The sequence below is a fragment of the Streptomyces albus subsp. chlorinus genome, assembly GCF_013302895.1.
GTDB classification, from domain to species: Bacteria; Actinomycetota; Actinomycetes; order Streptomycetales; family Streptomycetaceae; genus Streptomyces; species Streptomyces chlorinus.
In genome coordinates this window covers 7,501,885-7,523,534 of sequence record NZ_VJOK01000001.1, presented here as the reverse complement: position 1 = coordinate 7,523,534, position 21,650 = coordinate 7,501,885, and the positions used below count along the sequence as shown (strand labels likewise).

General features: G+C 71.4%; 17 protein-coding genes. 4 read left to right on the top strand and 13 right to left on the bottom strand.

The genetic code is table 11. From position 1 onward, the window contains the following. Positions 1–288 precede the first annotated feature (288 nt). Entirely contained in the window at positions 289–630 is a 342-nt protein-coding gene (locus FM076_RS32540; RefSeq protein WP_243274706.1) for a hypothetical protein, read from the bottom strand. 102 nt (positions 631–732) lie between these two features. Beyond that, entirely contained in the window at positions 733–1,068 is a 336-nt protein-coding gene (locus FM076_RS32535; protein WP_173874399.1) for a metalloregulator ArsR/SmtB family transcription factor, read from the bottom strand. 533 nt (positions 1,069–1,601) lie between these two features. Between FM076_RS32535 and FM076_RS32530 the strand changes: the two genes are divergently transcribed. Further along, positions 1,602–2,519, top strand: coding sequence for an endonuclease/exonuclease/phosphatase family protein (locus tag FM076_RS32530; RefSeq protein WP_173874398.1), 918 nt, complete (start codon positions 1,602–1,604; stop codon positions 2,517–2,519). Positions 2,520–2,904: 385 nt separating this feature from the next. Here FM076_RS32530 and FM076_RS32525 read toward each other — a convergent pair whose 3' ends face one another. The 5 genes from FM076_RS32525 to FM076_RS32505 all read right to left on the bottom strand — a co-directional run bounded on the left by FM076_RS32525 (position 2,905) and on the right by FM076_RS32505 (position 9,103). Continuing rightward, positions 2,905–3,621: a hypothetical protein gene (locus FM076_RS32525; protein WP_345945380.1), complete on the bottom strand. Its 717-nt coding sequence runs from the start codon at positions 3,619–3,621 to the stop codon at positions 2,905–2,907. A gap of 139 nt (positions 3,622–3,760) precedes the next feature. Further along, the gene (locus FM076_RS32520; protein WP_173874397.1) at positions 3,761–4,144 is read right to left on the bottom strand and encodes a RidA family protein; all 384 of its coding nucleotides are present in this window, start codon (positions 4,142–4,144) and stop codon (positions 3,761–3,763) included. 45 nt (positions 4,145–4,189) lie between these two features. Beyond that, positions 4,190–5,680, bottom strand: a complete 1,491-nt coding sequence (locus FM076_RS32515) for a carboxylesterase family protein (RefSeq protein ID WP_173874396.1) — start codon at positions 5,678–5,680, stop codon at positions 4,190–4,192. Positions 5,681–5,706: 26 nt separating this feature from the next. After that, positions 5,707–6,621: an MBL fold metallo-hydrolase gene (locus FM076_RS32510; RefSeq protein WP_173874395.1), complete on the bottom strand. Its 915-nt coding sequence runs from the start codon at positions 6,619–6,621 to the stop codon at positions 5,707–5,709. A gap of 295 nt (positions 6,622–6,916) precedes the next feature. Further along, positions 6,917–9,103, bottom strand: coding sequence for an FUSC family protein (locus FM076_RS32505; RefSeq protein WP_173874394.1), 2,187 nt, complete (start codon positions 9,101–9,103; stop codon positions 6,917–6,919). Positions 9,104–10,206: 1,103 nt separating this feature from the next. On the opposite strand from FM076_RS32505, the gene FM076_RS32500 reads away from it, so the two are divergent. Then, positions 10,207–12,174, top strand: a complete 1,968-nt coding sequence (locus FM076_RS32500) for an ATP-binding cassette domain-containing protein (RefSeq protein WP_173874393.1) — start codon at positions 10,207–10,209, stop codon at positions 12,172–12,174. A 60-nt stretch (positions 12,175–12,234) separates the two neighbouring features. Here the strand turns inward: FM076_RS32500 and FM076_RS32495 are convergent, their stop codons facing one another. Next, positions 12,235–12,699, bottom strand: coding sequence for an ester cyclase (locus tag FM076_RS32495; protein ID WP_173874392.1), 465 nt, complete (start codon positions 12,697–12,699; stop codon positions 12,235–12,237). Between the two features lie 141 nt (positions 12,700–12,840). On the opposite strand from FM076_RS32495, the gene FM076_RS32490 reads away from it, so the two are divergent. Both FM076_RS32490 and FM076_RS32485 read left to right on the top strand, forming a co-directional pair. Beyond that, complete coding sequence (locus FM076_RS32490; RefSeq protein WP_173874391.1) at positions 12,841–13,749, top strand: LysR substrate-binding domain-containing protein; 909 nt, start codon at positions 12,841–12,843, stop codon at positions 13,747–13,749. A 439-nt stretch (positions 13,750–14,188) separates the two neighbouring features. Next, positions 14,189–14,587, top strand: coding sequence for a hypothetical protein (locus tag FM076_RS32485; RefSeq protein ID WP_173874390.1), 399 nt, complete (start codon positions 14,189–14,191; stop codon positions 14,585–14,587). A gap of 276 nt (positions 14,588–14,863) precedes the next feature. On the opposite strand, the gene FM076_RS32480 is transcribed toward FM076_RS32485, so the two are convergent. The 5 genes from FM076_RS32480 to FM076_RS32460 form a co-directional block, all read right to left on the bottom strand. Next, the gene (locus FM076_RS32480; protein WP_173874389.1) at positions 14,864–15,538 is read right to left on the bottom strand and encodes an SAM-dependent methyltransferase; all 675 of its coding nucleotides are present in this window, start codon (positions 15,536–15,538) and stop codon (positions 14,864–14,866) included. Between the two features lie 212 nt (positions 15,539–15,750). Continuing rightward, entirely contained in the window at positions 15,751–17,157 is a 1,407-nt protein-coding gene (locus FM076_RS32475) for a salicylate synthase (protein WP_173874388.1), read from the bottom strand. 64 nt (positions 17,158–17,221) lie between these two features. Further along, positions 17,222–18,979: an ABC transporter ATP-binding protein gene (locus tag FM076_RS32470; protein ID WP_173874387.1), complete on the bottom strand. Its 1,758-nt coding sequence runs from the start codon at positions 18,977–18,979 to the stop codon at positions 17,222–17,224. Beyond that, complete coding sequence (locus FM076_RS32465; RefSeq protein ID WP_173874386.1) at positions 18,976–20,880, bottom strand: ATP-binding cassette domain-containing protein; 1,905 nt, start codon at positions 20,878–20,880, stop codon at positions 18,976–18,978. The genes FM076_RS32470 and FM076_RS32465 overlap by 4 nt, the downstream gene beginning before the upstream one ends. Further along, complete coding sequence (locus FM076_RS32460; protein ID WP_173874385.1) at positions 20,877–21,605, bottom strand: methyltransferase domain-containing protein; 729 nt, start codon at positions 21,603–21,605, stop codon at positions 20,877–20,879. Before FM076_RS32460 ends, FM076_RS32465 begins: the two co-directional genes overlap by 4 nt. Positions 21,606–21,650 lie beyond the last annotated feature (45 nt).

The following is a 21,650-nucleotide window of genomic DNA, read 5'->3' as shown; positions in this document are numbered from 1 at the left end:
CGCAGCACCCGGTCCGCCCGCACTCCCGGACATACCTCGTTCCCGACGCAGGGTGAGAGCAACGGCGGGCAGCCTGCCCGGCGTCAGCCTCCCCGCTCAGGCCCGCTTCCTCCTCTTGGCTGCGAAACGCACAGACCGGCAGGGACACAACTCCGGGGCGTCGGCATCCCCTTGCAGGCGATTCGGCGGCCTGATCAGCAGCAGCCGGTCACTGGTGGAGTGGGGTGCTCAGTGGCACAGTTCTGCCGGACACAATCCGGCTGAGCCGCACCGGTCTCAATGCTGTTCTCATCGAAACCGTTGGCGCTCAGCAGACAGTCCTGAGCGAGGACGAACTCCAAGGCCGACGACCGACCCGGCAGCCACGTCACGGCCCGCCGGCCGCCCTTCGAGAAGGGCGCCCTGGCACAGTTTCTGGCCGATGAACGGCTCGAGGCGCTCTTCGCTGTGAGACCACTGCGGTGTGAACTCGCACCAGTCCCGTCCGGTGACAGCCGCCGCGGTGTCGATCATGTCCCGGCCGGTCGAGAGCGCGTCGGACTTCGAGTGACACATCTTCACCTGGACGCCGTCGAAGTCCCGCACCGCCGGGCAGTCAGCGAACCAGTCTGCGTCCTCGGCGAAGCGCACCAGAGCAAACAGGGAGACTTGCCGTCCAACCATGCTGCCCGGCGAGCGCGTCCCTGCGAGCCGGCGTCGGCTCCTTCGCGAGCAGGATCCGGTCGGCCATCTCTAGCAACAGCCTTTCTCCGCCGCTTCCTGGCAGGCCCTGTCCGACTCGACGGCGAGTACGGCGGTGCGCAGGTCGTCCAGCGCCTGCCCGAGGCGTGCGTCGGCCAGCTCGTAGCGGCTGCGCCGCCCGTCCGGCACGGCGACGACCAGTCCGCAGTCGCGCAAGCACGCCAGGTGGTTGGACAGGCGGGTGCGGGAGATGCCGAGTGCGTCGGCGAGGTCGGAGGGGTAGGCCGGTGCCTCGCGCAGCGCCAGGAGCAGGCGGCAGCGGATCGGGTCGGCGAGCGCGCGGCCGAACCGCGCCAGTACTTCGATGTCGGCGGCGAGTGTCAGCACGCCTTAGACGATACACGTGATCCTGAATTCAAGGAATCCTGTACTGTCGGAGATGTGGGCCGTTGTGGCAGGGGCCGGTCAGGCGGGCGCCGGCTGTGGTGCCCGTGCTGTGAGCCGCCCCTGGCGTGCCAGGGCGAAACCGGTGCTCGCGCCCGCCGCGCCGGTCAGGGCCAGTACCGCTACGGGCGCGTCCCGCTGCGGCCAGACGGTTGTCCAGGGTTGTCCGGGACGAACCCGGGGCAGCCGTCCGGCCAGCCGGAACAGCGGAGAGCTGTCCAGGACAGCCGGAGTGTCTTGCCTCCGCCCGGATGACTTCAGCATGCTCCTGCCCGGCCCGCCTCGGTGCACAGGTCCACAGGTCAACAGGTCCGCGGGTGCGACGGACAGGGGCGGCCCCGGTCAGGAATCCGCCAGTCGCGTCGGTCCGTCACTTCGCGCGGCCCGAGGCACCGTGAGCCGTCTGCCGGTCGCTCCAGGCTGTGCCCAACTGTCCGAGCAGCCATCGGTCGGAAACCATCATCTGGGAGGAACACATGATCGCTCAGCGCCCCCGTCGGGGCATCGCTCTCGCGACCCTCGTAGCAGGGATGGTGGCCGCGGCCACGGCCTGCGGCGCGCCCCCGGCCGCGAAGGCGTCGCTCGACGACGCCAAGACCGGCGCACCCGCCGCCACCGGCCGTGAGGCGCGGAGCGCCTCGGGGGCCGCGGCTTGGGGAACGTCGTCCAACGCCGCCCGTTCCGTCCGGGTGATGACGTGGAACTGGGAGATGCCCAAGCATCCGGTCTACAAGCCCGGTTGGACCAACGTCGTCAAGAATCAGAAGCCTGATGTTCTGGGGCTGCAGGAGATCTGCGTGAAATGGGTCGATCACCTGCTCGACGATCTCAGGGAACAGGGGCTTCATTACGAGGCTGTCTACGGTACGTGGCGTACCGACTGGCGCTGCGGTAACGGGGCGGGCAGCAAGGGCGCCAACGGCGACGCGCTCCTCGTCCGCAAGGGTGCGGGGAGGATCGCGAGCAAGGGAAACTTCCGCCTGCCGGCCGTACCGTCGTCGGTGGACAAGGAAGAACGCGGTGTGGTGTGGGCACGGGTGGATTTCGGCAACCGCACCGTCCCCGTATGGAACACCCACATCGGCTACAAGGGCGCCCAGAAGGACCAGACAATGGCGCTCGCCAACGCCGTGGGCACCCCACGGGAGGGCATCGTGATGGGCGACCTGAACAGCGAGCCCACAGGGAAGGGGCCTCTGAGGCCGCTGTGGGAGGCCAACTGGAAGGAGGCGGACGCGCGGTGCACGCCGGACCCCCGGGAGTGCCCCGCAACGCATGACGTCGGGAAGAAGTTCGACTACATCTTCCAGCGGGGCCTGCGGGTCACCTCGGCGGACAGCATCCCCACGCCGACGTCCGACCACCACGTGGTAGTCGCCACGTTCGCGCTCTGACGTCCTACGCCGGGCTCCACAACGGGCCTGCCCCGCGGGCCGGTAGCACCCGCGGGGAGGCCGGTGACCAGGCCCGGCACCGCCGCAGCGGGAACCGGGACGATCTCCGGGGTATCTCGCTGCCGGCAACGCGGAGAGAACTGGCGGATCTGGATCTGCTGCCCTCTCGGCCCCTCCACGCGGCGTGGCGGGCGGCGGCCTCCCAACGCCCACTGCTGCCGGGCCAGCCCGGCGCAGATCGAGGTTCTGCTGCCGGACCGACTTCTTCACCACGAGGTGCCGGATCTGCACCGGCTACCGATCTTCGCGGCAGGGGGCGGGGTAGGGCCCAGCGGAGAAGCCCGCAACGCGGGTCGTCGCCGGGACCGGCGGCAGTCGACGTGGCTCACAGGCCGCATCTGCCGGCGGTGAGTGCCGTGATCGCGCACTCGGCGGCGTGCCGTGCTGCGAACGCGGAGGGAAAAGGTGCACAGCTCTGAGAGGCACGGCCGGCTGGTCCGCTGATGATCCGCCACTGCCAGGCGGTGGGGACAGCGGACAGTGACGGGTGGTGCCAGACGGGTACCGCGGACGAATGAGCGTTCCGTGCTGGCTCGACCAGCGCGTCGTACGTCACCCCGCCGCCCACCGCGGTCGCGGTATACCTCCCGCCACCGTCGTTGACGGTCCACTCCATGAGGGTCGGCGTCGACTCCGACACCTCCAGGAGGGCGTCCGCGAGTTCGGCCAGACTCCGGTACAGCGCGGTGCGTACCGCCTCGGTGTGGTCTCGGCCCCAGTGGCACGGGGACCGTTCGGCGGCCTCCTGCGCGAGGGTGTGCGCGGCGAGTTCGGCCAGCGGGTCTCCGGCGCCGGGATCACCTTCCGCCAGGACCGCGGCGGCGCCACACGCGAGATCGTCCCGGGTCAGAGCGGTGCCGCGGGCCAGCTCCCACAGGCCGGCTGGTCCGAGGTCGTCGACCGTGCGCCGGATGCAGAGGACCGCCATGTCCGAGGGGGCTGGGACTTCGGCGTTCAACAGGCCCGCGCACACGTCCGTGGCCGCGCACACATCCCCCGGCTCGAGCACGCCTGGCGGCACCGCCCCCGCTGCCTGGAGCACCCGCTCGTGGATACGGCGTACGGGATGCGGCCCACGGGGAGGTGCCGGTCGTCCGACAAGGGCGCACAGGGCGTCGAGCAGGTGCGCCGGCGGAACCCCCAGATTGGTGCACGCCCTCGTCAGACGACCAGGCATGTGCTCAGTCGTCCACTACAGCCAGGGCGTCGACCTCCACGAGCAGCCCCGGCGGCAGCCGCATATAGACGGTGGTGCGTGCGGGGAAGGGCTTACCGACGGCCGCCGCGTACGCCTCGTTCATCTCGGCCAGGTGGGCGGGGTCAGTGAGGTACACGCGCAGCATCACGACGTCCTCCAGGCCCGCGCCACCTGCTTCGAGGACGGCGGTGACGTTGCGCAGTACCTGAACGGTCTGCTCGGCAACCGTGGTACCGACGACCTCGCCGGTGTCCGGGTCGAAGGGGAGTTGCCCGGAGACCTGCACGACGGGACCCTTGCGGATGCCCTGCGACAGGGGTGCCGGGAGGGAGGGTGCGCTGCCGGTGGTGATGACGGTTCTGGCCATGGTCTTCCTTGACGGGGTTCTCGCAGGCGAAACAGATGTGCGGGGTCAGTTCCAGGCTTGTCGTTCCTGGCTGTGGGGGTCGTTGGTCCGGGTCCAGTGGGTGTCGATGCGCATGGTGGTTCTGCGTTCGGTGTCGTACGGGGTCCAGCCGGGGTCGCCGGTCCTGGCGAACCGGACCCAGGCCGCGTGCATGCGGGTGGCGAGGTCTGCGGGCGGTTTGTCGGGGCCGAGCAGGGCGTTGGGGCCGTGCAGCTGGGGAAGGTGTGCGAGGTCGAAGACGAAGGGCAGCTCGACGCTGTGGGTGGCGCCGAGTTCTCCGTCCAGGGCGTGGGAGCGCCAGGCGAACTCGTAGGCGTACGTCGTGGAGCGGGCGTGTGTGGTGTGTGCTTCGGTCAGGGCGCGGCTGCCGGCGCCGAAGAGGGCGTCGCCCATGAGGGCGGAGCGCAGTTCGGCCAAGGACGCCCCGGGGCGGGAGGCGCGGTAGGTCTCGATGAGTTGTGCGGGGTGCGGGTGTGCGCGTGCGGCCGTCTCCGTGATGTCGGCCGTGGTCGTGGTGGCGTATTTGCCGACCGGGACCAGGTAGAGGTTTCCTTCTTCGGTGTTGGTGCCGACCAGCAGGTCGATGCCGGCGCTGTGGCCGGCGGCGACGGATGCGGCGGGCTGGGTGTCGAGGACCAGGCTGAAGGGGCTGAGCCCGAGCAGCGGGTCATGGTGGGTCGCGGTCTGCAGGTCGATGCCCGCGAGTTGGGAGGCGGCCTCGACCAGACGCTCGTCGCAGACCTTGGCGAAGGTGTCGAGGTGGGGTTCGATGCCCAGGGTCTCGGCCGCTGCCTGGGTGACGCGGGCGGCCTGTTCGGTGGTGAACGCCCCCAGGCCGCTGCCGCTTTGCACGATCGCCCGGTGGAAGAGCCCCGCGGCCTGGGGGGTGGCCAGGATGCCGCTGACGATGGTCGCTCCGGCCGACTGCCCGAAGAGGGTGACGTTGTGCGGGTCGCCGCCGAATGCGGCGATGTTCTCCCGCACCCAGCGCAGGGCGGCGACGACATCGAGCAGTCCACGGTTGGCCGGAGCGCCGGGGATGTCGAGGAATCCCGCGATGCCGAGCCGGTAGTTGAGGGTGACGAGGACGACGCCGTCGCGGGCGAAGGCGGAGCCGTCATACAGCGCGGAGCGCGTCGACCCGGCGACGAACCCCCCGCCGTGGACGAACACCATCACCGGCAGCTCACCCTGGGCGGTGTCGGGTGTGAAGACATTGACGGTGAGGTAGTCCTCGCCGCGGCTCCAGCCGGTGCCGAAGTAGGGGGACATGTCGATGCTGCCGAGCCTGCGCTCGGACTGCGGGGCGTTGGGCCCCGGCACGGTGGCGTCCCGCACACCGTCCCACGGCTCGTGCGGCCGCGGCGGCGCGAACCGGCCGCCGCCACGAGGCGCGGCAGCGTAGGGGATGTTCTGAAAGGTGAGGGTGTCGCCCTGGCGCAGACCGCGCACGGCTCCCTGCATGGTGGTCACGACGGGGTCGCGGTGGTGGTTCACGGTGGTGGTGCCTTTCCTCAGAACAGTCAGGCCTGCTCGGTGTACGGGGCGAAGGGCGCCCAGCCCTTGACTGCGAATCCGTCTCCCTCACGCACCACTTCGGCCGCGCCATGACCACCCAGATGCGCGGGGACCACGAGCGCGTTGGTGTCGGCCGCCCGGCCGAGCACCTTGCGGCGGGTGGCGCGGGCTTCGGCGGGGTCCTCGCAGAAACAGCTGTTGGCGTCGGGCTCGTGGATCTGGATCGGGTTGTGCAGCAAGTCGCCGACGAAGAGGGCCCGGTCCGATCCGGACTCCAGCCGGAGCACCGACGAGCCCGGGGTGTGGCCGGGTGCGAGGTCGAGGCGCAGGTTGCCGTCGATCTGGTGGCTGTCCTCCCACAGGTGGGTCAGGCCGGCCTCGTGCACGGGGGCGACGCTGTCCTCGAAGACGTTCTGGTTGCCTCGGCCGAGCGAGGTCTTGATCTCGTTGGCGGGGTTCCAGTAGTCGAAGTCGGCCCTGGCCATCAGATAGGTGGCGTTGGGGAACGTCGGCACCCAGGTGCGGCCGTCGAGGTAGGTGTTCCAGCCGACGTGATCGATGTGCAGGTGCGTGTTGATCACGATGTCCACGTCCTCGGGGCGGACCCCGGCGCGGGCCAGGTTGCCCAGGAAGTCGGTGTTCAGCCGGTTCCACACCGGCGCGTAGGGGCGGTCCTTGTGGTTGCCCACGCCGGTGTCGACCAGGATGGTCCTGCCCTCACTGCGCAGCACCCAGGTCTGGATCGCGGAATTCACGATGTTCGTCTCGGCGTCCAGGAAGTCCGGAACCAGCCAGGAACGGTGGGTCTCCCACGCCTGCGCCGGGCTCTCCGGGACGAACACGTCGGGCGCCAGGTCGACGGGACCGTAGTACTCCCAAACACGGGTCACGGTGACATCACCCAGGGTGATGGTGTCCACAGTTCTCTCCAGTTCGATCGATTCCGCGTGCTCGGGCCGCAGGCGCGGGCGAGACACGGATGAGCAGCTGCTCATGACGGGTACGGGGGTGACGCGGCCCTGCGGGGGCCGTGCACCGGTGGCGCCGTGACGGTGGTCGCGGCGGCGTCGGCCTCGGGCGGTTCCGCCGCCGAGGTCGGTGCGGGCATCGGACCGTGGGGTCCTTGCCGCTGGAAACAGGCCGTCCCGTACGCGTCCGTTCGTGGACGGCCCTGCTCAGTCATGGTGTGTCTTTGCGGACGTGTTGCGGTATGCGTCATGTGACTGCACCTGGAGACGCCGGCCCTCGCGCTGATGCGGACGGAGCCGCGGTGTCCTCGGCCGCTGTGGGCGGGGCCAAGGCTTGGGTGAGCGCGATCAGGGTGAGGTCGAGGCGGTCGATGTGGAGCAGCAGGCGCTGCCGCGGCGACGGTCGCCCGTGCCGCATACGCCGTTCGCCGGAGAGGAGGGAGAGCGTTCCGGTGACCTTGGGGCGTGCCGAGTGGCGGGCGGTGCCGGGTCGACTGCTCGTGAGGCGGATCAGGTGCGTCACCCTTTCCTGTGCGCGGTCGGCCGCCGCGGTGACCCAGGTGGCGGGCGCGGTGTCGTCGCCCTGCGGGGTGTGCCCGGCCACGGCGGCCAGACTCCGTGCGTGGTAGGCCCCGGCTTCCAGCAGTTCCAGCAGGTGGCGGGCGCGGTCACGACGGCCGCGTTGGGGGTTGAGCGGGTGGGTGAGCGGCAGACAGGCCCTGCGGAAGGCCTCCAGTGCCTGGTCGAGATCGTGGGCCGCGCGTATCAGGCTCGTCGTGGTGTCGGTGCTCGGGCTCCGCGTGGTGGTGTGCAGGAGGCGTCTGAGGATCAGCAGGAAGTGGACCAGTTCCGCGTCGCTGGCCCGGCGGACCGTGAGGGGCAGCACGACGACGGTGGCGAGGACGCCGCAGGAGACTCCCAGCGCGGTCTCCTGCACGCGCAGGACGAGTACGTGCGTCGAGAAGGTGTCCAGCAGGGCGAGCAGCATGCTCAGCATGCCGGTGATGAAGAATGTCACCGCCCAGTAGGCGCCGGACGGGGTGTAGAAGATCCCGAACATGCACACCAGCAGCAGGACCAGGAGCAGCGGGCCGTGCGGTCCGGCCAGGGTGGCGAGGCCGTAGCCGGACACCGCGCCGAGAACTGTGCCCGCCAGCCGGCGGACGCTTTGCAGCAGGACTTCGCCGGTGCTCCGGGTGTTGATGAACACGACCCATGTGGCCACGACGGCCCAATACCAGTGGTCCGGGGACAGCAGGTGACCGCCGAGGATGGACAGCGCGGAGGCGGCGGTCGCCTGGAGGGCCTGCCGGGTGGTTCCGCCTCCGCGGTCTTCGGAGTCCGCCTCGCGGTACCGCCTGACGCTGAACACCCGCGTCTGCGGTGTGGCGGGCTCGTGCGGAGTCGTCGCGGTTGCCGCCGGGGAGATTCCGTGCGGGCCGAGAAGGCGCATGGCTGCGGCTAGTTCATCGACGCCGTGGAGACAGTCCCGCAACGGCGCCGACGCGGTCGGCAGGATGGCCGGGGTGTCTTCCCGTGCGGTAACCGTTCCCGGGATGAGCTGGTGGCGCAGAAGGCGGATCCGTGCCGCCAGCCGTTCCCGTGCGGCCCGCTCCGCGGGATCGTCGGCGGCCGGTGAAGTACCGGCCGCCCGGACCGCCAGTACGGCGAGCCGCTGGGCAGCCACCTCAGCACGTGAGATGTGCCGCAGGAGCCGGCCGTCGGTCGCCTCGTCAACCGCGCGCTCACCGAGAAAGTCCTCGATCAGGAGCACGGCCTCGTGCAGCCTGCCCAGACGGCGCTCCAACGACGGACTCAGTGCGTCGGCGTCCTGTCCGGTGCCGAGCAGGGCGGCGGCGTCCCGCAGGACGTCGCGCAGCCGCCCCTCGAAGGTACGCCGCAGCCGGGAGAGGACACGCGACGCCGTCATGAATCCCGGACAGTGGTAGACGGCCACGACGGCCCCGAACGCGACGAGGACGGCCGCGCCCGTCTGCGGCAGCTGGACCACTCCTGCCCCGGTGAACTGCGACAGGAAGAAGGCCATGAAGCCGAAGATGCCCACGCCCTGTCCCCTGGCGCCGTACCGGCGGGCGTGAACGGCCAGGTAGATCACCAGCAGGAAAACGGTCCCGGCCGCGACCGGGTACGGCGTCAGCACGGCTCCGGCTGCCAGGGCCGCGAGGGACAGCGGAATCCCCAGTCCCAGCGTGATCAGCTGGTTGCGCGGGTGCAGGTCGCTGATGGCCAGCGAGGTCACCATCGCGGTGAACCCGCCGACCAGCAACTGCGTGCCGGACTGCCCCAGGGCCGTCAGGACGATGAGGGACGCGGCGGCGCCGAGGACGGCGCGCGTCGCGGAAGCAAGCCGCATCAGCCCGGGGTCGACCGCGGCGAAGCGGTCTCCCAGCAACGCCGTCTTCTTCGCCACCATGACGGTCTCCGTAGATCCTTCCGTGAGCTGAGCAGCGCTGAGCTGAGCTGAGCGGACGAGGCGAACTCCGGCCGACGGTGTGGAGGCCGTCGTCCCCGGATGTGCACCCGGGGGTTCTTCGTCGCCGCGGCGATCCGAGTGCCGATGAGGAGGGCCCTGGGGCCCTCGATGGACCGCTGCCGCGTCACCAGTCTCGGCGTGCCGGCGATCTGTCCGGTATGCGTCAGGTGACTGCTCTTTGCAGGCGCGGCAGGCCAGGGCTCCTCAGCCCCGTCGGCGACCCGCGAGCCGACGGGGCGATGTCGGGACGGCGCAGTCGGTCGCGCGCGGCGGGCTTGCGTGTCGGGACCGGAGTGGTCGAGCGAGAGGCCCTCGGACTCCGGCCGGGTCCTGTACCGGGCTTCCGCCCCGTACGGGTAGGGAGCTACTCCACTCCGCCGGGCCCGGGACGGTATTGGGGCAGCGAGGCGTGGAGCAGGTCGCCGGTGGACACCGCTCGGTCGCTTCCCGACTCCGCCGGATCACGGACGAGCCGGGAGTGTGTCCAGCGGCGAGGCTCGGCTTCAGGCCGGGGTGTGCTGGAGGAGTTCCGGCTTCGGAACAACGCGCCCGGTGTCCGACCTCTCCGACCGCTGGCCGCCCCCGGTACAGACGACGGCTCGCTCCACGTCGTCCACGCCAGTGGCAACCCTGCGCCGACAGGTCTGGCCAGCCATCGCCGCGCACGGCCACTCAACGCGGAGCGTCGCATCCGTTCGAATGGCATCGGGCGCCAACGAGCCCGCCAGCCCGGCCGGACTCAGGCAGTTGAGAACGTTTGTCCATGATCTACCCGTAACGGCGCCGCCTGTGGTCCTGTTCTTAGAGCACCAGTACCCCTCGCGCGCCCATCTGGAGGACACCATGGCACCCCGGTCCGCAACAGCCCCGTCCTGGCGGCAATCGAACATCGCCACTCCGGCGCGGTTCCTTCCCCGCGCTCCCGGCCCTGGGTTGACGTCCTCACCGCCGCTGCCCGTCCCCCACGCCGGGGCGGGGGCCGGAGGCAATCTGGTGCGCGTCACCGCGGATGTGAGGAGCGTCCGCGCGCGGAGGGCCTCCGCATGAGGGGAGCGCAGGAAGCCGAAGACGGGATCTCGGCGGCGGAGCGCGAACTGTTCGGAGGGCGGCTGCGCTGGGACCAGGCGTACATCGAGCACGAAGGAGCCCTCGCCCGTATGCGGTTCGGGCAGATGGCCGTCGCGCTGCCGCGCATGGTGGGCGTGGTTCTGCGGGCCGGATGGAGCGCGGACCCGCGGGCCCTGGCCGGCCTGGTGATTGCGCAGATCGGGCAGGGCCTGACCGCCGGGTTCGGGCTGGTGGCCGTCAACGGGGTGCTCACCCAGCTGTTCGCCGAGGGGCCGACTGCCGACAAGCTCCGGCAGTCGCTGCCCGCACTGCTGGCGCTGGCTGCCCTCTCCCTGGCGACGGCCCTGTTGTCAGCCTGGTCGACGGCCATGTCCGGGCGCCTGGAGCCACAGGTCGAGCGAGCGGTCTCGACCCGGTATTACCGCGCCGTCACGCAGGTCGAGGTCCAGGCGACCGAAGAGGCGGACGTGCAACGGCATCTGGAGGCCGGAAAGTTCGGCACCGACTCCGCCCGGCGGATGCTCAGCTTGTCCGTGGGCGTCGCGAACGTCGTGATCAGCATGGTGGCCGCCGCCGTCGTACTCGCCTCGCTGCACTGGGCGCTCCTGCCGATGCTGCTGGTCATCGCCCTGCCCAAGGGCTGGGGCGCGGTGCGCTCGGCCCGCCGCGAATACCTCTCGCGGCTGCACTGGATCGACCACCGCCGGGCGGTCTCCACACTGTTGCAGTACCTGACGATGCCGCACGCCGCGGGAGAGATCCGCGTCCACGCGGCCTCCTCGCTGCTGCTGCGCGGGTACGCGGAGATGTCGGGGCTGATGGAGACCGAGCAGCGGCGCCTTGCCCGGGCGCAGGCCCGGACCGACCTGGTGGCCGGCGCGTTCTCCGGACTGGCCTCGCTGGGCTGCTACGGGATGCTGTGGTGGTTGCTGACCAGCGGCGGGCTGCCGCTGGCCGTGGGCGGGACCGCCGTGGTCGCCATCCGCAACTCCACCGCCCGGCTCACCTCCCTCGTACAGCAGGTCAACCGCATGTACGAGGAGATGCTGCAGCTCGGTGACACCGAGCTGGCGGCCCGGCACGCCATCCCGACGACAGGGGCACCGCTGCCCTCTCCCGCGCGGTCCATCCAGGCCGCAAACGTCTCCTTCACCTACCCGGGAGCGACCACCCCCGCGCTCCGCGGGGTGAACGTCACCGTGCGCCGAGGCGAGGTGACCGCCCTGGTGGGCGCCAACGGTTCCGGCAAAACCACGCTGGCCAAGGTGTTGGCCGGGCTGCTGCTGCCCGGCGACGGCCACGTGTGGTGGGCCGGGCCCCGCGGGGAACGGGTGGAGGTACGCGAGGCCGACCGTTCCCAGGTCTTCGCCTCCGTCGGGCTGCTGGCGCAGGACTTCCCGCACTGGCAGATGACGGCCGCCGCGAACATCGCCATCGGCGCCGGCGACCGCCCCCGCGACATGGCCGAGGTCAAGGCCGCCGCACGGGCCGCCGACGTGGCAGACCTGATCGAGGGCCTGGACCAGGGATGGGACTCCATCGTCTTCAAGGGCTACGAACGCGGCGTTCAGCTCTCGGGCGGGCAGTGGCAGAAGCTGGGCACCGCACGAAGCCGTTACCGCGACGCACCGTTCCTCCTGGTCGATGAACCGACCAGCGCGCTGGACCCGCACGCCGAGATCGACGCGTTCGAGCGGCTGCGCTCCCTTGCCGGCGACGGCACCGCGGTCGTGCTGATCACTCACCGGCTCGCCGCGACCGCCTCCGCCGACCACATCTACGTCCTCGACCAGGGGCGTGTCGCCGAGCACGGCACCCACGGCCAGCTCATGACGGCCGGCGGCCTGTACCACGGCATGTACACAGCACAGGCCGCCCAATACGGAATCGCCCTCCCCGCACCTCGGCGCAACGCCTCCAGCGAGCACAAGGAACCCCGGTGACCGCCCCCAGACATCCCTTGAAGGTACCTCGGGCGGCGGGACGGCCGCCGGGGGTATCGGTCAGCGCCCCTCGGTGAGGTCGACGCCGAGCTGGCGCAGGAAGCCGACGTTGTCGTACTGGACCCACTCCTCGGCCAACCGGCCGTTCTCGTGGTAGCGGAAGAGGTTGATCAGTTCGAGGCGCATCGGCTGCCCGTTCGGCGGGATCGTGCCGATCGGGGACGCCTCGAAGGGCGCGGTGAAACGCCCCGACATACAGGTACGCGCACCGATGTACTCACCCTCGCTGACAATGGTGCGCCGCTCGCACGCGAATCCCTCGAACGCGGCACGCATGGCCGCGAAGAAGGAACGGAGCTGCGCGTACGTCATATCGCCGTCGGGACCGTGGAAAACGAAGTCTTCCGCGAAGTAGGCGTCCAGCTTCTCGTCGTCGGCCACGGCGATCGCCTCGCGGCCTATCCGCACCAGGGCGCGCGCCCGCTCGTCGTAACGGGTGTCATCAGGGGAAATGAACTCACTCATGGAAAATCCTCTCAGGGGTAGTGGCATTGCCGCCGCTTTCGACACTAACCCCTGCGAACTCCTTTTTGGCCCTGCGCAGCATGCAAGTACCGACCCTTTCCCATAACAAACCTGCATGGCTCGGAGGACTACCATGGTGCCGTGCCCGAACTCAGCATCAGCGCTCTCCGCGTCGTGCGCGCGGTGGCCGCACACGGCTCCCTGAGCCGCGCGGCGCGCACCCTCGGCTACTCCCAGCCCGCCATCTCCCGCCAGGTCTCAGCCGCCGAGAAGGCCGCGGGGCAGCTCCTCTTCGTACGCGGCGCGCGCGGCGTCACCACGACGCGCGCGGGGGAACTCGTCGCCCGGTTCGCCACCGAAACCCTCGCCGGCCTTGACCGACTGGACGAACGGCTCGACGAGCTGACCCACGGACCCGAGGTGCGGGTCCGGGTGGGAGCCTTCCCCTCCGCGAACGCCGCTCTGCTCCCCTTCGCGCTGGCCAGGGCACTGGAGCAGCAGCCCAGGCTGACATTCGCACTCACCGAGGCGTCCTCGCCGCAGCTCGTGCACCAGGTCATCAGCAAGCGGCTGGACATCGCGGTCGTGGCCTCCGGGCCCGGCCTGCCGCAGCCGGCCCTGGAGGGGTTGCGGATCGCCCCGCTGCCGGGCGGTGAGCTGACGGTGGGCGTGCCACGCGGGCACCCTCTCGCCGCGGTGGAGGGCACCGTCCCGGTGCGTGAACTCGTCCACGAGTCATGGATCGTGGGCAAGGGCGCCCGCGACGAACCACAGTTCGGCGCCTGGCCCACGCTGACCGATCCGCTCATCGCCTTCCGTACGCGGACCTGGCACAGCCGCTTCGGACTCGTCGCCGCCGGTCTCGGAATCTGCGTCGTTCCGGACATCCTCGCCCCGGTCGTCCCCGAGAACATCGCCCTGGTACGCGTGGACGACCCGAACTGGCTCGGCCGGAGCATTCTCGCGGTCACCAGGAATGACGGGGTGGAAACGCACGAAAGCGTTGTCAGGGCCCTGCGGGAACCCCTTGAGGATCAGCAGAAGCGCTGACGGGGATGGAGGGCAAGGAATCCCCATGGCGAATTCCGGGCGACGCCTCTGGTATTCGACCCCGTTACGGCGGTTTCGACGCGGAAACGGCCGACGCCCCAGTCGAAACCATCGGATGCGCCGCGCCGGGGAGTCGGCGGCCGGGTACCTCGCGACGTTCGCCGGCGCGGTGGACACCGGTCGCCGGCGGCCCCGCCTGATCAACAAGCTCAAGACCGGGCACGGCATCCCCCTGGACGACAAGACCCCGGGCAACAACCTCGTCGGTCTCCAGCGCGTGCCTCTGCGAACTCCCCTACTCCGACATACCGCACTCCACGTGTCAGTGAAGAGGTGCCTGTGCAGCGCTGGCACATGGCGCTTGACCGGGGCATGATCCTCTTCTGACGATTCGACGGGCTCGCCGCTCGGGGGCCGTGAAGGAAGAGAGTGGGGGGCCATGTCCCGTATCAAGCGTGTGGTGACCGTGGTGGCCGGTGCCGCCGCCTGTGTCGCCCTGGCCCAGGCTCCGGCGAACGCCGTCGGCTCCTGGCACATCGCGGACGCGTCGAACGGTCGCGGAACCGGGGCGTTCAACAGTGGCGACAACAACAGGTTCCGGATCGCGGACACCAAGGCGGACGGCTACGGCATGGTGCTCCGCATCAAGCTGCCCGGCCGCTCCGAGATCACCTCGTGCGACGACCGGAACGGGGCGGACAACGGCTTCGAGTACTGCAGGATCAGCAACATCCCGCACCGCACCGAGGTCCAGATCAAGGCCTGCGCGAAGGACTTCAGCGGCAGGCTTCCGGGGTGGATCGACTGCTCCTACTGGATCAAGGACTACACCAGCTAGGAGGAGGCGGGCGGGCGACGGAACACGACAGCGCGCCGGGTCCGCGAGCACGCGGCCGAACCCGGCCGGCACCCCGACGCCGACGGCGGCGGTCGCGCGCGCTCCAGTGAGCACTCACCTCGTCCTGTCGCACGGGCTCTCCCGCAACTGCTCGCCGCCGCCCGTCGTGGGCGGCGCGATCTGGAGGACGGCGGCACGCACCCGCCGCCTCCCGGGTGGCGCTCGCGGGCTCCTGTGCGGCGGCGATGTCCCGCACGGGCGCGGTCGGGACCAGGCTCAGCCGGTCGCGCGGCGGACGAGCAGGACGTGGTCGGTGACGGTGGCGGTCTGCCCGCCCGGACCGGCAGCCCGGCGGTCTTGCGCGTCGGCCCGTTCGACGGTCCATCCGGTGGCGGGCAGGCCGATCCCGGCGTGGACCTCGTCCGGGGTCGGCAAGCGTGTGCCCTGGTCCTGGTTCCAGGACCAGGGGGCGAGGGAGCCGTGGTCCACGACGAGAAGCCGTCCGCCCGGCCGCAGCGAGTCCGCCGCGGCGCGCAGGATGGCGCCACGGGGAAGATCGTAGGGGGTGTGGAAGTACTGCGCGGAGACCAGGTCGAACTCTCCCTGGGGGAACGTCCGGGCCAGGTCGTGGCACTCGGCTGAGACCAGGTCGCCGAGTCCCCGGGCACGAGCGACGTCGGCGAGCCGGGCCACAGCGGTCCGCGAGATGTCGACCGCCGTCACCCGCCATCCGCGGGCGGCGAGCCACAGGCTGTCTCCGCCACTCCCGCACGCGAGGTCGAGCGCGGCTCCGGGCGGGAGCCCGCTCGCGACCTCTGCCAGCACCGGGTTCACACGGGCTCCCCAGAAAGCCCCGTCGTCGGCTCGTTCACGGTAGAGGCCCTCCCAGAACTCGCCGGGCGTGGCGGCGGCGAGTTCCTCCGCCGTGGGTCCTTGAGATCGCTGTGTCATGTCGCTCCTGTTGTGTCGGTTTTCCGTCAGTCTTTCCCGTCGCTCTTTTCCCGCCGGTCTCTTCCCGTCGGTCGGTCCGCCTGCCGAAGGGCGAGGCGGGCGTCGCTGCTGTCTTAGGGAGGTCCGCCGCACCTCCACGTTCCTTGCCGTTTTTCGGCGCTGCGGGTCCGGTCGGGGCGCCCAAGAGGGAGCTGGAACCATGCCGGTCGCGGTCAGTCCGGGCCGAACCTCAGGTACGGGGCGACGCTGCGGAGCTTTTCGCGGGTCTCCTCGGTCTCGCGTTCCGGGCTGGAGTGGGCGGTGACTCCCGCTCCCGCGCGCAGCCATGTCTCGTCGCCCTCACCGATGAGGGTGCGCAGGACCAGGGCGGCGTCGAGAGCGCCGCCGGTGCTCCCCCGGAAGACCGCTCCGCCGTACAGGCCGCGGGGTCCCTCCTCATGGCGGGCCAGGGCCTGGAGGGCGGAGCGCTTGGAGACGCCGGTGGCGGTGATGGCGGGGAAGAGGGAGGCGAAGGCGTCCCACGGCCCGGCATCGGGCCGCAGTCGGCCTGTCACCCGCGAGGCGAGGTGCTGCACCGCACCGCGCGGCCGGACCGACATGAACTCCTCGGCCGCGACGGATCCGGGCCGGCACACCCGGGCCATCTCGTCCCAGGCCAGCCGTACGGACACGGCGTGCTCGTGGATCTCCTTGGGGTCGGTGAGCAGTTCCGCGCGCAGGCGCTCGTTCTCCGCCTGGTCGGTCCCGCGTGCGCGGGTGCCGGCGAGTGGCTGCGTACTGACACGGCCGTCCTCCCCGGCCTCCAGGACGGTCTCCGGGCTGAACCCGGCCGCCCGGTAGCCGCCGAGATCCAGCAGGTAGGAGCGGGCCGGGGTGTTGGCCCGGCGGCCAGCGAGATATGTCGTGGGGAAGTTGACGGGTGGTCCGGCGGGCAGCGGAACCTTCCGGGAGACGACGGCCTTCTCCAGGAGTCCGGCGCGGATGTCCTCGACCGTTCGGGACACCGCGCTGCCATAGGCGCCGGTGCCGGTCTCGATGATCCGCTCGGTCATCTTTGGAGTCGCTCCGTCCGGTGGGAGCTGTCGGGGGGCCGGCTCCGCCAGCAGGTCGGCGACCTTGCGGAGCCACGCCTCGTCCACCGCGCGGAGCACGGTCCTCTCGCCGGTGAGCGTCACCTCGACGGAAGGGACCAGAGCGTGCAGAAGAGGTCCGTCGCCGGTGGCCGCGGGGTCGGCGTGGAGGAGGTGGGCGAGTTCGAAGGCCGCCCAGCCGTAGAAGTGGCGTTCGCCGCCGTGCGCGCCGTGCGCCGCGGAGAGGGCGCTGAGTGCGCCGGCGAACTCCGCCAGCGGCCTGCCGTCGGTGGGGGCCGTCCAGGTCCGCCCCGCCGCCCGCGCGGTGACGCCGGTCGCGTGCGCGGTGAGGGACACGGCGGAGCCCGCCGCGAAGTGCCAGACCCCTCCTGCCGCCTCGTAGACCATGTACTGGTCGGCGAGAGCGGCTTGGGCGAGGCGGGTCGCGGTGGCCGCGGGGTCGGGGCAAGGGTCCAGGGCGCTCGAGCGCGCGAGTGGCGGGACGCAACCCGCCCATGGGTCCCAGGTGTTCCTCAGGGCGGTGCTCATCGTGTCGTGCCTTCCTGTCGGCGCTGGTGCTGTGTCCGGTGGATCGCCGGTGCCGGGTGCGGGGTCATGACCGTGCCGCCTCCAGCCGCCAGCCGTGGGCCCGGGCCCGCCGCTGCCAGAAGGACGCGTACGTGCCGCCCGCCGTGACCAGGTCGTCGTGTGTGCCTCGTTCGGTGATCTCGCCGTCCTCCAGGACCAGGATCTGGTCCGCGTGCGCGACGGTGCTCAGCCGGTGCGCGATGACCAGCAGCGTCTTGTGGTCGGCCAGGGTGCGCACGGCCTCGGCGAACAACGCCTCGTTCTCCTGGTCGAGTGCGGCGGTGGCCTCGTCGAGGACGAGGATCGGCGCGTCCTTCAGCAGCGCGCGGGCGATGGACACGCGCTGGCGCTGCCCGCCGGACAGCCGCGCGCCTCCCTCCCCCACCCTGGTGTCCCAGCCGTCGGGCAGTTCCGCGATCACCCTGTCGAGCCCGGACAGGGCCGCGGCCGTGGCCAGTTCGTCCGGGGTGGCGTCCGGGGCCGCGATCCTGACGTTCTCCTCGATGGTTCCGTCGAAGAGGTAGACGTCCTGGAAGACGAGGGAGACGTGGGCGGCCAGGTCGTCGGCGGCCATCTCGCGGACGTCGACGCCGCCGATGCGGACGCTGCCCTCCGTGGTGTCCCGGAAGCGGGCGATCAGCGCGGCGACCGTGGTCTTGCCTGCGCCGGAGGGCCCCACGAGTGCCGTCATGCTGCGCTCGGGCAGGCGGAAGGTCACGCCGTTCAATGCCGGGCGCGCGGCTGCTCCGCCGCCCCTCCCGTCGTCGTAGCGGAAGCCGACCCCCGCGAACTCCACGCTCGCGTCGCGGGGTGTCTTCGGTTCGGCGGGCTGGGGGAACGGCGGTTCGTCGAGGACGGCGCCGAGCCGTTCCAGGGTGTTGCGGGCGATGCGCATGCCCGCACCGGCCTCGGCGGCGGACGAGACGCTGTCGATGAGGCGGACGAGCAGGACCAGGAGCGCCAGGAGGGTGGGCACGGTGAGCGACCCGTCGAGCTGCCAGGACACGCTCAGTGCGAGCAGCAGGGCGAAGGCGAGCCGGGTGGCGAAGGTGAAGGAGACGAGGCCGGGGAGGCCGCGCGCGATGAGCCGCCGGTCGGCGCGCGCCTCGGCCACCAGGGCGTCGTCCAGCGCCCCGTAGCCCTCCGCGGTCCGGCCGAACGCCCGCAGGACCGGCTGGTTGCGGGTGTACTCCAGCACCCGGTCGGCCGATTCGCCGATCGCGGCGTCGCGGCCGAGGTCGAGCCGCCGCATCAGTGAGGCGCCGGCCTGCTGGACGGCGAACAGCACGGGCGCGCAGACCAGGAGCACCAGGGCGGTGCGGACGTCGAAGATGAAGGTGGCGGCCACCAGCGTCGCCGGGGTGAGGAGGGAGCTGATGAAGGGGCGCAGCAGGTGGGCCGGTGTGCTCATCACCTGGATGACGTCCTGTGCGGCCAGCCTGCTGAACTCGGCCGTGCGGCCGGCGGTGAACCAGCCGAGGGGCAGGCGCAGGGCCTGGTCGGCCATCCGGCGGTGCAGTACCCGGGAGAGCTGGGAGCCGACGGTGAACCCGTCGCTCAGGGCGGCGCCCTGGAGCACCGCGTAGGCGAGTACGCAGCCGGTGAACGCCGCAAGCCAGGGCCGGACGTCGTCGGGGTCCGTGCCCAGCAGGGCCTTGAGGACGGGTACGAGGAGGGCGAAGGCGACACCCTGGAGGACGGCCGCGGCGGACTGGAGAACCAGCAGCCGGTTCAGCGGGCGGGAGCCCTCCGGCCCCAGGGCGCGGTAGAGCTGACGGATCATCGTGCACTTCCTTCTCGGATGTCGTCCGCCGCACGGCCGGCCCCGGCGGGTGCGGGCCGGTGGTGAGGGATGCCGTCGCTCCGGTCCGGGGCCGGGGTGCGCTGCGGAGCCGGGGTGTGCTGGGCCTCCCACAGCGCGGCGTAGCGGCCCTGTGCGGCCAGCAGGTCGTCGTGCCGGCCCTGTTCGGTGACGCGTCCGTCCTCCAGGACCACGATCCGGTCGGCGGAGCGGATGGTCGACAGGCGGTGGGCGATGACGAGGAGGGTGCGGCCGGCCGCGAGCGCGGACAGCGCGTCCTGGATCAGTGCCTCGGAGTGCGGGTCGGCGTACGCGGTCGCCTCGTCGAGGACGAGGACGGGGGCGTCGGCGAGCAGCGCCCGGGCGATGGACAGGCGTTGCGCTTCTCCGCCGGAGAGGGTGACGGTCGTGCCGAGTTCGCTCGCGTAGCCGTCGGGCAGTTCCGTGATCCGGTCGTGGATACGGGCGGCGCGGGCGCACCGTTCGACTTCCTCGTCGGTGGCGTCGGGGCGGCCCAGCCGGATGTTGTCGGCGACGCTCGCCCGCAGCAGCCGCACGTCCTGCAGGACGAAGCCGATCCGGCGGTACAGCTCGGTCGCGGGGATGTCGCGGAGGTCGACGCCGCCGAGGGTCACCGTGCCGGCCGTGACGTCGTGGAAGCGGGGCAGCAGTGATGCCAGGGTGGACTTGCCGGAGCCGGAGGGGCCCACCAGCGCGGTGACCGTGCCGGGCGTGAGGTCGAGGTCGACGCAGCTGAGGACGTCGGTCCGCCCGTCGTAGGAGAAGGACACTCCGCGCATCGAGATGTGGTTGCCGTCGGGCAGGGCGGGGTTCGCGGGCTCGGGGAGGGTGGGGGCGTGCAGCAGCTCCGTGATGCGTACGGCTGCGGCCTGTCCTGCCCGGATCTGCTGGATGCGGGGGCCCACGACACCCATGGGGGCGGCGATGGCGGGGCCGAGCAGGAGGAAGGGGACGAGTTCGGCGCCGGTCATCCATTCCTGGGTGACGAACACCGCGCCCAGCAGGGAAAGGAGCAGCAGGACCACGGCCGGTGCGACCACCAGGATCGCGGCGGTGGAGCTGGCCAGGGTGGACCTGACCCAGGCGGCGAAGAAGTCGGCGAAGTCCTCGGCCGCGCGGACGAAACGCTCGTGGGCCTTGCGCCCGCGTCCGAAGCTCTTGAACACGGCTATGCCGGATGCGAACTCCACGGCGGCGGCGGAGATCCGGCCCAGCGCGGCACCGAACTCGGTCATACGCACCGCCGCGCCCGCCATGGCACGGCGGAACAGGAAGGCGCCCAGCAGCAGGGGCACCACGCTGACGGAGGCGAGACGCCAGTCGACCGTGCACAGGTAGGCCAGTGCCGGCACCGGGGCGGTGAGGACCGCGACGACATCGAGCAGTGTGTGGGCGAGCAGCGTGTGCAACGCGCTCACGTCGTCCTGCACGGCCTGCTTGACCTGGCCGGTGCCCCGGGCGGTCAGCCGGCCGAGCGGCAGCCGCCCGATGTGCCGGGCGAGCCGACGGCGGAGGGTGAGCTGGAGGTCGTTGTCGGCGAGGTGGGCGAGGGCGCCGGCCGCCGTGCCGCACGCCAGGGCGACGAAGCCGGAGGAGCAGGCCAGTGCCACCAGCGGCCAGAGCGCTTCGCCGTCGGCCGGGGGCTGGCCGGTGAGTCGCTCGGCGAGGCGGGAGACGGCGATGAAGGGGACCACCGCGGCGAGGGCGGCGAGGGCCTGGAGGCCCGTGGCGAACGCCAGTCGCCACCGGACGGGCTGGGCGAGCGCGCGCAGCGGAGGCGGGGTGCGGGGGCTGTCCGTGCCCTCGGCAGCGCTGTCCGGGGCTGCCGGGGCCGGGCCGGGCTCGGGCGGTTGTGACGTCACTTGACGAGTACTCCGATCTCGGGGATGGGCCTGCCGCCGGCCTCGGTGATGCGGCGGCTGGTCATACCGGCCTCGCGGGCCAGCCGGGCGACGTCGAAGGTGTGCCAGTCGTAGGTGTCGGAGACCTCGCGCACGGTGCGGCCGTCGCGCAGCACCTTCCAGGTGGTGGTGAACCGCATGGCGTCGCCCTCGATGGGTTCGCCGCCGATCCACCACTCGTACGTCTGGCGTCCGATCGTCTCCCTGAGCGACATCACGGGTGGGATGACGCGGGGCGAGGCCACTCCCATCAGTTCGACGACGATGGGCGCGCCGTCCGGAAGGCGGTCCGCGAGCCGTTTCCACAGCGCGACGCGTTCGGGGACGGTGAGATGACCGGCCACACCGAAGATGACGACGGCGGAGAGCCGTTCAGGCAGCACGAGGTCCTGGGCGGCCCCGTCGACGACGGTCACGCGCCTGCGCAGGTCCGGGTCGCGGGCGACCCGGGAGGTGAGCATGGCGCGCATGGTGGCCGACGGCTCGGCCGCGAGGATCTCCGCCTCGGGCAGGGCGGAAGCGATGACCTCCGTCACGCGCCCGGTGCCCGCGCCGATTTCCAGGACGGGGCCGTGGGACACGTCCAGGCCGGTGAGGACGCGGGTCAGCGGAGGGCCGCCGCTGGCGGTGTGCCGGGTGGCGACCAGTTCGTAGAACTCGGCCGAGGCCGAGTAGTAGTCGATCACGACGTTCTCCGGGTCGGGGCGGGCGTGGCGGGTCGTGCGGGTGGG

Excerpts from the sequence above, each read along its gene's own strand:
- FM076_RS32530 (WP_173874398.1), top strand. The coding sequence starts at position 1,602 with ATGATCGCTCAGCGCCCCCGTCGGGGCATCGCTCTCGCGACCCTCGTA.
- FM076_RS32520 (WP_173874397.1), bottom strand. The coding sequence starts at position 4,144 with ATGGCCAGAACCGTCATCACCACCGGCAGCGCACCCTCCCTCCCGGCA.
- FM076_RS32505 (WP_173874394.1), bottom strand. The coding sequence starts at position 9,103 with ATGGTGGCGAAGAAGACGGCGTTGCTGGGAGACCGCTTCGCCGCGGTC.
- FM076_RS32500 (WP_173874393.1), top strand. The coding sequence starts at position 10,207 with ATGAGGGGAGCGCAGGAAGCCGAAGACGGGATCTCGGCGGCGGAGCGC.
- FM076_RS32495 (WP_173874392.1), bottom strand. The coding sequence starts at position 12,699 with ATGAGTGAGTTCATTTCCCCTGATGACACCCGTTACGACGAGCGGGCG.
- FM076_RS32485 (WP_173874390.1), top strand. The coding sequence starts at position 14,189 with ATGTCCCGTATCAAGCGTGTGGTGACCGTGGTGGCCGGTGCCGCCGCC.
- FM076_RS32480 (WP_173874389.1), bottom strand. The coding sequence starts at position 15,538 with ATGACACAGCGATCTCAAGGACCCACGGCGGAGGAACTCGCCGCCGCC.
- FM076_RS32475 (WP_173874388.1), bottom strand. The coding sequence starts at position 17,157 with ATGAGCACCGCCCTGAGGAACACCTGGGACCCATGGGCGGGTTGCGTC.
- FM076_RS32470 (WP_173874387.1), bottom strand. The coding sequence starts at position 18,979 with ATGATCCGTCAGCTCTACCGCGCCCTGGGGCCGGAGGGCTCCCGCCCG.